Below are 11,800 nucleotides of genomic sequence, written 5' to 3'. Positions count from 1 at the left end.
TACAGTGCTAAAGTCCATGCCTCGATTTTGCTTTTCCCAAGGAAGCCGTTATGCCGGATGCGACGTCCCTCAGCGCTGGATTTATGGTGGTTCACGGCAACCGCCTGGACGAACTGCGCAGCCTCGTCGTCAGCTGGATGCGTCGTTATCCGCTGGCTCCCCTGGAAAACGAAATAGCACTGGTTCAAAGCAACGGCATTGCTCAATGGCTCAAGTTGGCTTTGGCCGAAGACCCCGAAGAAGATGATATGGGCGGCTGCGGCATCGCCGCCGCTATCGATGTGCAGCTTCCCGGCAGCTTTATGTGGCAGCTCTATCGCATGGTTCTGGGCAAGGATGAGATCCCGCCCAAGTCTCTGCTTGATAAGGCCCCACTGACTTGGCGCCTGATGCGCCTTCTACCAGAGCTCATCGATCAAGCGCATTTCGAGCCGCTGCAGCGTTTTCTCACCCACGACACCGACCTGCGCAAACGCTATCAACTCGCAGAGCGGTTGGCCGACTTGTTCGACCAGTACCAGGTCTACCGCGCCGACTGGCTGGAAGACTGGGCCGCCGGCCGTCACCAACTGCGCAACGGTCGAGGCGAGTCCAAGCCGCTGAACCCCGCGAACTGCTGGCAAGCAGAGTTATGGCGTGCACTGTTACTGGATGTCGGTGAAGAGGGCATGGCTGAAAGCCGTGCCGGTGTTCATCAGCGTTTCATTGAGCGGATCAACACCCTCCAAGAAGCCCCCCAAGGCCTGCCGTCCCGTGTGATTGTTTTCGGCATTTCCTCTTTGCCCGCACAGGCGCTGGAAGCGCTCGCTGGCCTGGCGAGATTCAGCCAAGTCTTGCTGTGCGTACATAACCCTTGTCGCCACCATTGGTCTGACATCGTTGCGGACAAAGACCTGCTGCGCAACGAGTACAAACGCCAAGCGCGCAAGGTCGGAATGCCGGTCACCATCGACCCGCAAACCCTGCACCAGCACGCGCACCCGCTGCTCGCCGCCTGGGGCAAACAGGGCCGTGACTACATCAGCCTGCTGGACAGTTACGACGACCCCAACAGCTACCGCGCCGCCTTCCGTGACGGGCGCATCGACCTGTTCAGCGAAAGCGAACCGACCACACTGCTCAATCAGTTGCAGGATGACATTCTCGAACTGCGCCCACTCAACGAAACGCGTGAGCTGTGGCCCGGCGTCGACCTCAATAACGACAGCTCCATCCGCTTCCACATTGCCCACAGCGCCCAGCGCGAAGTGGAAATTCTCCACGACCAACTGCTCCAACGGTTCAGCGCCGATCCCAAGTTGCGCCCGCGCGACATCATCGTCATGGTCCCCGACGTTGACAGCTACGCACCGCATATTCGCGCTGTGTTCGGTCAACTGGAAAGAACCGACCCACGCTTTATCCCCTTCACCCTTACCGACCAAGGCCAGCGCGGCCGCGACCCTCTGCTGATCGCCGTCGAGCATTTGTTGAAACTCCCGGACAGCCGCTTCCCCGTGAGTGAAATTCTCGACCTGCTCGACGTTCCTGCGTTGCGTGAACGTTTCGCGATCAAGGAACGCGACCTGCCCACACTGCACCGCTGGATCGAAGGTGCCGGCATCCGCTGGGGCCTTAACGCCGAGCAACGCGCCGGCCTGGGCCTGCCAAACGAGCTGGAGCAAAACAGTTGGCGGTTCGGCTTGCGCCGCATGTTGTTGGGCTATGCCGTCGGCACTGGCCCGGCCTGCGATGGCATCGAGCCCTATGATGAAATCGGTGGTCTCGATGCCGCATTGATCGGCCCACTGGTCGCCTTGCTGGATGCATTAAATGGCGCGCATCAAGCCTTGTCCCAACCAGCGGCGCCGAGCGAGTGGGGCGAGCGCCTGCAGCGCCTGATGCAGTTATTCTTCCTGCCCAGCAGCGAACACGACGACTACCTCCTCGGCCAACTCGAACAACTCAGAGAAACTTGGCTGGAGACCTGCGAGTCCGTCGGCCTACAAGACGAGTTACCTCTCACCGTAGTCCGCGAAGCCTGGCTGGCCGGGCTGGACCAAGGCCGCCTGTCCCAGCGTTTCCTCGCAGGCGCTGTCAATTTCTGCACGCTGATGCCCATGCGCGCCATCCCGTTCAAGCTCGTCTGCCTGTTGGGTATGAACGACGGCGACTACCCGCGCGCGCAACCGCCGTTGGACTTAGACCTGATGGGCAGCGACTACCGCCCCGGCGACCGTTCCCGCCGTGAAGACGACCGCTACTTGCTGCTCGAAGCCCTGCTGTCGGCCCGCGACCAGCTGTATATCAGTTGGGTCGGCCGCAGCATCCGTGACAACAGCGAGCGTCCGGCCTCCGTACTGATTGGCCAACTGCGCGATCATCTCGCCAGCGGCTGGCACAACGCACAAGCAGAAGCACCGCTGCTGGAAGCAATGACTCAGGAGCACCCACTCCAGCCGTTCAGCGCTCGCTACTTCCATGCCGGCGACCCACTGTTCAGCTACGCACGCGAGTGGCAGTTGCTCCACGAAGCGCCCGATGCCCCCCTACAAGAGCAGGAACTGGCGCCACACCCACAAGAAGAACCCTTGAGCCTTGGGCAGTTGCAGGATTTCCTACGCAACCCCGTCAAACATTTCTTCAGCCAGCGTCTGAAAGTGTTCTTCGAAGCCGCTGAAGTGCCGCTGGCCGATGAAGAACCCTTCGTCCTTGACGCGCTGCAACGCTACAGCCTCAGCGACAGCCTGTTGAACGCCGCGCTGACCCAGCCCGATCATGTGGATCAGGCCCTCCAAGCCCAGGCGCTGCGCCTGCAAGGCAGTGGCCTGTTGCCAATGGTCGGTTTTGGCGAGTGCCTGCGTAACGAACTGATCGAGCCATTGCCCGACTTGTTGCAGCGTTACCAACATTTACTGGCGCTGTGGCCCACACCACAAACAACCGCCGAGCCGATCAGTTTTGAGCATCAAGGTCTGCAGCTGGAAGGCTGGATCAGTGGCCTGCATCGGCGCAGTGATGGCGGGTTGCTAAGCGTGACCACCCTCCCCAACAGCATCGGCTCAATCAAGACCCGCAAGTGGCATCGCCTGATTCGCCCGTGGGTCAATCACGTCGTTGCCTGCGCCTGCGGCCTGCCACTCAGCACCGGTTTGGTCGCGAGTGACGACACCTTGTTACTGAGCCCGCTGGATACATCCAGTGCCCGGGAAATCCTCGGCAACCTGTTGCTGGCCTGGCACACCGGCATGCGAAAACCACTCCCGGTGGCTGTGAAAACCGCCTTCGCCTGGCTCGGCCAAACCGACCCTGCCAAGGCGCAGGCCGCCGCAAGCAAAGCCTACGAAGGCGACGGCCTGACCACCGACGGCGAACGGCGAGAAACCCCGGCACTCACCCGCCAGTTCCCCGACTACGCCACCCTGGTAGCCAGCGAAGAGTTCGAAGGCTGGTGCGAAACCCTATATCGCCCGCTGATCAACGCCCCCTGGCGATCGCTCACCCGTGAGGAGGCCAGCGCATGATCGGCAAACCTTTAGCCCTGGCCTTCCCGCTAAAAGGCAGCCAGCTGATTGAAGCCAGCGCCGGCACCGGGAAGACCTTTACCATTTCCGCCCTGTATTTGCGCCTGGTGCTTGGCCATGGGGGGGATGAGTCTGGCTTCGGTCGCGAACTGCTGCCACCGCAAATCCTCGTGGTGACCTTCACCGATGCGGCCACCAAAGAACTGCGCGAACGCATCCGTATCCGCCTCGCCGAAGCCGCGCGTTTTTTTCGCGACGAAATCGATCAGCCCGATGCCCTGATCGCTGACCTGCGCGATCAATACCTCCCCGAGCAATGGCCCGCCTGCGCCAACCGTCTGGACATCGCCGCCCAATGGATGGACGAAGCCGCCGTCTCGACCATCCACAGTTGGTGCCAGCGCATGCTGCGCGAACACGCGTTCGACAGTGGCAGCCTGTTCACCCAGACCCTGGAAACCGATCACAGTGACCTGCTCGGCGAAGTGCTGCGCGACTACTGGCGGCTGTTCTGCTACCCGATGCATGACGACGCACTCAATTGGGTACGCAAAAACTGGAGCGGCCCCGCCGCGCTGATGCCGCGCGTGCGTGCGCTGTTCGGCAGCGAGCGGCCTACAGACGAAACCCGCGAGCCAAGCGAGCTGATCAACGCCTGCCTGCAAGAGCGCCGTGCAGCGCTGGTCGCGCTCAAGGCACCCTGGCAACGATGGGCCGCCGAGCTGCGCGATATCTGCCTGCAGGCCGTGGCTGCCAAAGCCGTCGACGGCCGCAAGATGCAAGCCCGTTACTTCGAGCCCTGGTTCGAAAAGATCAGTGCCTGGGCTGCTGACGAAACCCTTGAGCAGTTGGACATCGGCACCGGCTTCACCCGCCTCACACCCGACGGCATGGCCGAAGCCTGGAAGGGCGAACCGCCGCGCCACCCTGGCATTGACGCGATGGCCAGTCTCAAAGCCAGCCTCGACGCCTTGCCCACGCCCGATGCCGCAGTGTTGCAACACGCCGCCGGCTGGGTGGGTAAACGTTTCGAGGAAGAAAAACGCCGCCGCGCCGAAATGGGCTTCGACGACATGCTGATTCGCCTCAACGCCGCCCTGCAAGCCGAAGGTGGCGAGCGTCTGGCCAGTGTGATCCGCGAGCAGTTCCCCGTGGCGCTGATCGATGAATTCCAGGACACCGACCCGGTGCAATACAGCATCTTCGACAGCATTTACCGCATTGAAGAAAACCACCTCGACAGTGGCCTGTTCCTGATCGGTGACCCCAAACAGGCGATCTACGCGTTCCGCGGTGCCGACATCTACACCTACTTGCGCGCCCGTCAGTCTACCGCTGGTCGCCATCACACCCTGGGCACTAACTTCCGCTCCAGCCATGCGATGGTCGAGGCGGTCAACCACGTGTTCCAACGCGCGGAAACCGGCCGTGGCGCATTCCTGTTCCGCGAGCCGAATGGCGACAACCCGGTGCCGTTCCACTCGGTAATGTCCCAAGGCCGCAAAGAGCAACTGCAGGTGGAGGGTCAAACGCTGCCAGCGATGAACCTCTGGCACCTGCCTACTGACCAGCCGATTTCCAACGCGGTGTATCGCCAGCAACTGGCTGCTGCCTGCGCCACGCAAATCGTCGCGTTGCTCAATGGCGGACAGCAACGTACTGCCGGCTTCCTACAAGAGGATGGCCGTTTCAATGGCGTGCTCCCGTCAGACATCGCCATCCTGGTGCGCGACGGCAAGGAAGCCCAAGCCGTGCGCGCCGAGTTGGCTGCCCGTGGCGTGCGCAGCGTGTACCTGTCCGACAAAGACTCCGTCTTCGCCGCCCAGGAAGCCCACGACCTGCTGGCCTGGCTCAAGGCCTGCGCGGAACCGGACGTCGAGCGCCCGCTGCGCGCCGCCCTGGCCTGTGTCACCTTGAACCTTTCATTGCCGGAACTGGAGCGTCTGAATCAGGACGAGCTGGCGTGGGAAACCCGCGTGATGCAGTTCCGAGGCTACCGTGCGATCTGGCGCACCCAAGGCGTGCTGCCGATGCTGCGGCGCCTGCTCCACGATTTCCAGCTGCCACACACGCTGATCGCCCGCAGCGATGGCGAACGTGTGCTGACCAACCTGCTGCACCTCAGCGAACTGCTGCAACAGGCCGCGGCGGAACTGGACGGCGAACAAGCGCTGATCCGCCATCTGGCCGAACACTTGGCGCTGTCAGGTCAGGCCGGTGAGGAACAGATCCTGCGCCTGGAAAGCGATGAGCAACTGGTCAAAGTGGTCACCATTCACAAGTCCAAAGGCTTGGAATACGACCTGGTGTTTTTGCCCTTTATCTGCTCGGCCAAGCCGGTGGATGGCAGCCGTTTACCGCTGCATTACCACGACGAACATGGCAAATCCCAGGTCAGCCTGCGGCCCACCGCCGAGTTGATCGCCCAGGCCGACGATGAGCGCCTGGCCGAAGACCTGCGCTTGTTCTACGTGGCACTGACCCGTGCCAAACACGCCTGCTGGCTCGGCATTGCCGACCTTAAGCGCGGCAATACCAACAGCTCCGTCTTGCACTTGTCAGCGCTGGGGTATCTGCTCGGCGCCGGCGCATCGCTGGGCGAATCCGCCGGTCTGGCGCGCTGGCTGCTGGACTTGCAGGAAGGCTGCGCGGCCATCCACTACGCCCACGTGCCTGACGCGCAAGACAGCCTGTTCCACCCTCCGCGCAACGAGGCCAGCTTGCTCGCGCCCTTGCTGCCCAAGCGCAAGGCTGCCGAGAACTGGTGGATCGCCTCCTACAGTGCCTTGCGCATTGGCGACAGCATGAGCGCCGCGCCCCTCGAAGCGCCGGAAAACCCACAAGCCCAGAAGCTGTTCGATGACGAACGCCTCGACCCTGATGCGCCGCGCGAAGTGGCCGCGTCCGGCGGTGACATTCACCGTTTCCCACGTGGCCCTAATCCAGGGACTTTCCTCCACGGCCTGTTGGAATGGGCGGGTGAGGAGGGCTTCAACGTGACACCCGAGGCCATCGAAAAAGCCGTGGGCGCGCGCTGCAACCGGCGCAATTGGGAAGGTTGGATCATCACCCTCAGCGGCTGGCTGGGCCATTTGCTGCAAACCCCGCTGCCTGTGGATAACGACCAGGTCACCCTGAGCAGCCTGCGGCACTACCAGATTGAAATGGAGTTCTGGTTCGCCAGCCACAAAGTCGACGTGCTCGCCCTCGACAAGTGGGTATGCCAGCACACCCACCACGGCGTGTCGCGGGTTGCCGCCGAACCGGTATTGCTCAACGGCATGTTCAAGGGGTTTATCGACCTGACCTTCGAACACGACGGCCGCTATTACGTGGCCGACTACAAATCCAACTGGCTTGGCCCCGACGATTCGGCCTACACCCAAGACGCGATGGAACAATCGATACTCGAGCATCGATACGACCTGCAATACGTACTTTACCTGCTGGCCCTGCACCGCCAGCTCAAGGCACGCCTGCCCGATTATGACTACGACCGTCACGTCGGCGGTGCGCTGTACCTGTTCCTGCGCGGCACCCAGGCTGCCAGCCAAGGGGCGTATTTCACCCGGCCACCACGCGAACTGATCGAAGGCTTGGACCTGCTGTTCCAGGGCAAACCCATACCGCCTAAAGTCGAACCGGCCTGGGAACAAGGAGTGCTGCTATGAGCCTGTCGCCGTTACCGCTTGAGGAACTGCTGCCGCTCAGCCGCGCCGCCGACTTGTTGCAACTGCTGGAACGTTGGGTCGACCGCGGCTGGCTGCGCGCCTTGGACAAAGCTTTCGTCGGCTTCCTCCACGAACTCGACGCGCAAGCCGATCCGTTGGTGCTGCTGGCTGCCGCATTAACCAGCCATCAACTGGGCCATGGCCACGTGTGCCTCGACCTGTTCGAAACCCTCAAGGCGCCCGACTTTGCCTTGTCACTGCCACCCGAAGGCGACGTGCAGACCGGTGCCATGCTGTTGCCGTCGCAACTGCTCGCCGGCCTCGACGGTGCCCATTGGTGCCAAGCGTTAGCCGCCAGTCACCTGGTCGCCCTGGCGGTTGATGGCAGTGAAGCCGCTCACAGCCGGCCATTGGTGCTGTCTGGCAAACGCTTGTACCTGCGCCGCTACTGGACTTACGAGCGGCGTATCGACACGGCGCTGCGCCTGCGCCTGGCGAGCGTGGAAAGCGTCGCCGCCGATTTGCCCCAGCGCCTGAACCGTCTGTTTGACCAACCGCCACCCGACGGCGTCATCGACTGGCAAAAACTCGCCTGTGCCCTGGCCACTCGCGGCGCATTCAGTATCGTCACCGGCGGCCCCGGCACGGGTAAAACCACCACCGTGGTGCGCCTGCTCGCCCTGTTGCAGGCCCCCGCTGTGGAAGCCGGCAGCCCGTTGCGCATCCGCCTGGCCGCGCCCACCGGTAAAGCCGCTGCACGCCTCACCGAATCCATCAGCCAGCAAGTGCTGTCGCTGAATGTGCCCGCCAGCGTGCGGGACAAAATCCCGACCCAGGTCACCACGGTTCACCGCCTGTTGGGCAGTCGCCCGGGCACCCGGCACTTCCGTCATCACATTGGCAACCCGTTGCCTCTGGACGTGCTGGTGGTGGACGAAGCCTCGATGATCGACCTGGAGATGATGGCCAACCTGTTGGACGCCTTACCGCCCCACGCCCGCTTGGTGTTGCTGGGCGACAAGGACCAACTCGCCTCGGTGGAGGCCGGTGCCGTGCTCGGCGACTTGTGCCGCGACGCCGAAGCCGGTTGGTACAGCCCCGACACACGCCGATGGCTGCAAGCCGTCAGCGGCGAAGACCTCAGCGCCAGCGGCCTCCACGAAGACCTCGACGGCAGCCATCCTCTGGCCCAGCAAGTGGTGATGCTGCGTTATTCGCGACGTTTTGGCGAAGGCAGCGGTATTGGCCAACTGGCGCGTTGGGTCAACCAGCAAAACGCCGAAGAGGCGCGCAAACTGCTGGCCGCTCGCAGCCACAGCGACCTCTTCTGCCTCAGCCTCAAGGGCGAACACGACCACGCCCTGGAGCGGCTGGTGCTGGACGGGCAGGGCGACGACGCCCAAGGTTATCGCTCTTACCTCAACCTGCTGCACAGCGCGCGCCCGGCCCTCGACACCCCGCGCGAAGACGCGGCCTGGACACACTGGGCGCAACAGCTGCTGCAAGCGTTCGACGCCTTTCAGCTGCTCTGCGCCGTGCGCAAAGGCCCTTGGGGCGTGGAAGGGCTGAACCTGCGCATCACCGCCGCCCTGCGCAAGGTGCGGCTGATCGAAGGTGATGACCAATGGTACGAAGGCCGCCCGGTACTCATGACCCGCAACGATTACGGCCTGGGCCTGATGAACGGCGACATCGGCATCGCGCTCAAACTGCCCGAAAGCGACGGTGGCCCGCAGGTGCTTCGCGTAGCCTTCCCACGCAACGATGGCCAGGGCGGTGTGCGTTTTGTACTGCCCAGCCGTCTGAACGATGTGGAAACCGTGTACGCCATGACCGTGCACAAATCCCAGGGCTCGGAGTTCACCCACACCGCGTTGATCCTGCCGGACGCGCTGAACCCGGTGCTGACCAAAGAACTGATCTACACCGGCATCACCCGCGCCAAACGTTGGTTCAGCCTGATCGAGCCGCGCAGTGGTGTCTTTGAGGAAGCCGTGCGACGCAAGGTCAAGCGCCTGAGTGGTTTGATGTTGGAGCTGGACGCTGCGGAAGAAAAAACTGACTGATCGGACCTGAAATATTTCTGACTCGATCGTGTGATTTTTCTGAAAAAATAGCAGGCCTCGCGAAAGCACGCTTTCCCGGGGCTTTGCGCCGCTGTGCTATCGTTGCGGCATCACCTTGAAAAAATACCTGAAGAGAATTGCTGCATGAACGTGGCTGTCTCGCCCGCAGAGCGCAGTTTGAGCTGGAGACGCATGTTACTGGTGGCGCTTGTGTGCGTGCTCGCGCCGCGAGCCTTTGCCCAGGCTCCCGGCCCGGCGGATCAGCGCGCCCAGGCGGTGACCCAAGTCGTGCTCGGTATTCTCAGTTATGCACGCTGGCCCGTAGAGCCTGCGCAGTTGCGCCTGTGCATTGTCGGGCCGACCCAATACACCGACGACCTGGTCAAGGGCACGACCCAGGCGACGGGACGTCCGGTTGTGGTGCAGCGCCTGCTGGCCGATCACCCCGATATCGTCAATGCCTGCGACGCCGTGTACATCGGCAAACTCAGCGCTGATGAGCGCACCCGGCTGTTTACCTCATTGATTGGTCACCCGGTGCTCAGCATCAGCGAAGGTGGCGACCAATGCACCGTGGGCAGCCTGTTCTGCCTGCGCGTGGGTGATGAGCAGGTGTCGTTCGAGGTCAACCTGGACTCCGTTGCCCGCAGTGGCGTGCGCATCCACCCCAGCGTGTTGCAGTTGTCCCGCCGTCGAGCGACGGTGCCATGAGGGCTGATAAAGCGCGGCCGACCCTGGGTTCGGTCATCGGCCGAGGGCACCTGATCCTGGCGCTGGTAGCGGTGACCCTGGCCAGCGTGTCGCTGACCCTGCTCGGCGTGTTGGCGCTGCGCGTGTATGCCGATCACAACCTGCACCTGATCGCACGCTCCATCAACTACACCGTGGAAGCTGCGGTGGTGTTCAACGACAGCGCCGCCGCCACTGAAGCGCTCAGCCTTATCGCCTCCACCGAGGAAGTGGCCCAGGCCGAAGTGTTTGATGCCAACGGCAAGCTATTGGCGCAATGGGTACGGCCGGAAACCGGCATGTTGTCCCAGGTCGAACTGGCGCTGGCGCATGCGTTGCTCGAACAGCCCATCAGCCAGCCGATTGTGCGTCAAGGGCAAAGGGTCGGCAGCATTCACGTGGTCGGCCATGGCGGCAGCCTGTTGCGCTTCCTGCTCAGCGGCCTGGCCGGCATCGTGATTTGCACGGCCCTCAGCGCCTGGGTGGCGTTGTACTTGGCGCGGCGCTTGTTGCTGGGGATTACCAAACCGTTGCAAAGCCTGGCTGCCGTGGCCCACGCCGCCCGCAGCGAGCGCGACTTTGACCGGCGCGTGCCCCCGGCGCAGATCGCCGAACTCGACAACTTGGGCAGCGACTTCAATGCCCTGCTCGGCGAGATGGAAGCCTGGCAAAGCCACCTGCAAAGTGAAAACGAAACGCTCGCCCACCAGGCCAGCCACGACAGCCTGACGGGGCTGCCCAACCGCGCCTTCTTCGAGGGCCGGCTGATCCGCGCGCTGCGCGGCGCCGCCAAAATCAATGAGCGAGTCGCCGTGCTGTTCCTCGACAGCGACCGTTTCAAAGACATCAATGACAACTTCGGCCACGCCGCCGGCGATGCCGTGCTGGTGGCCGTCGCCGAGCGCGTGCGCGCGCAATTGCGAGAAGATGACTTGGTGGCGCGCCTGGGCGGCGATGAATTCGCGATCCTGCTCGCGCCCCTGCACAAGGTGGAGGACGCCCAGCGTATCGCCGACAAGATCATTGCCAGCATGGACGTGCCGATCCCGCTGCCCGGCAACACCCAGGTGTTGACCTCACTGAGTATCGGCATTGCCGTTTACCCCGATCATGGCGCCACTCCCGGCACCTTGCTCAATGCCGCTGACGCGGCGATGTACCAGGCCAAACGCTTATCCCAGGGTGGCCAGCAAACGGCGGAATCGGAGCCCACCGCCGCAAATGTCAATCACAGGAGTTGATCCCTTGTTCTCGAATGCGCGATTTATGTTTATCACCTTACTGGTGGCCTTCCTTGCCCTCGGCGGCTGCCAGACGGCCCCGCCCAAAGGCCTGACACCGGCGCAAGTCGCCGTGCTCAAACAGCAAGGTTTTGAACTCACCGACGAAGGCTGGGCGTTCGGGCTGTCGGGCAAAGTGCTGTTCGGCAGCGACGTGGAAAGCCTCAACAAAGCCAGCACCGACATCGTCGAACGTATCGGCAAAGCCCTGGTAGGCGCCGGCATCGAACGTGTACGCGTCGACGGCCACACCGACGCCTCGGGCAAAGAGAGCTACAACCAACAACTGTCCCTGCGCCGCGCCAAAAGCGTGGTCAAGGTGCTGACAGGTGTGGGGATGAAGGAAGAAAACGTCAAGCTGCGCGGCTTGGGCAGCAGCGAACCGGTGGCGTCTAACACCACCGTCGCGGGGCGCACGGAGAATCGTCGAGTGTCGATTGTGGTGATCGCGGACTAACCGCTTAACCCGTTCCAATGCTGCAATGCGGTCAAATGTGGGCGCTGGCTTGCCAGCTCCCACACTTATTTGTACATGACCAAAATTCTGCGCT

General features: G+C 62.7%; 6 protein-coding genes. All 6 read left to right on the top strand.

All coding sequences use genetic code 11. From position 1 onward, the window contains the following. Window positions 1-50 precede the first annotated feature (50 nt). The 6 genes from recC (at window position 51) to A7D21_RS32665 (ending at window position 11,706) form a co-directional block, all read left to right on the top strand. Complete coding sequence (gene recC, locus A7D21_RS32690) at window positions 51-3,503, top strand: exodeoxyribonuclease V subunit gamma (protein ID WP_069553723.1); 3,453 nt, start codon at window positions 51-53, stop codon at window positions 3,501-3,503. After that, complete coding sequence (recB, locus tag A7D21_RS32685; RefSeq protein ID WP_069553722.1) at window positions 3,500-7,174, top strand: exodeoxyribonuclease V subunit beta; 3,675 nt, start codon at window positions 3,500-3,502, stop codon at window positions 7,172-7,174. The genes recC and recB overlap by 4 nt, the downstream gene beginning before the upstream one ends. Beyond that, window positions 7,171-9,240, top strand: coding sequence for an exodeoxyribonuclease V subunit alpha (gene recD / locus A7D21_RS32680; protein WP_053257989.1), 2,070 nt, complete (start codon window positions 7,171-7,173; stop codon window positions 9,238-9,240). The genes recB and recD overlap by 4 nt, the downstream gene beginning before the upstream one ends. A gap of 144 nt (window positions 9,241-9,384) precedes the next feature. After that, window positions 9,385-9,951 carry a YfiR family protein gene (locus A7D21_RS32675; protein WP_053257988.1) on the top strand — a complete coding sequence of 189 codons (567 nt, stop codon included), beginning with the start codon at window positions 9,385-9,387 and terminating at the stop codon, window positions 9,949-9,951. Then, a complete protein-coding gene (locus A7D21_RS32670; protein WP_053257987.1) occupies window positions 9,948-11,210 on the top strand; it encodes a diguanylate cyclase domain-containing protein in 1,263 nt (420 codons plus the stop codon). The genes A7D21_RS32675 and A7D21_RS32670 overlap by 4 nt, the downstream gene beginning before the upstream one ends. Before the next feature lie 4 nt (window positions 11,211-11,214). Continuing rightward, a complete protein-coding gene (locus tag A7D21_RS32665; protein ID WP_053257986.1) occupies window positions 11,215-11,706 on the top strand; it encodes an OmpA family protein in 492 nt (163 codons plus the stop codon). Window positions 11,707-11,800 lie beyond the last annotated feature (94 nt).

It is taken from the genome of Pseudomonas sp. AP19 (assembly GCF_001728855.1).
Taxonomy (GTDB): Bacteria; Pseudomonadota; Gammaproteobacteria; order Pseudomonadales; family Pseudomonadaceae; genus Aquipseudomonas; species Aquipseudomonas fluorescens.
Note: the sequence above shows the minus strand (reverse complement) of the source record. Positions and strands in the feature narration are given on the sequence as shown.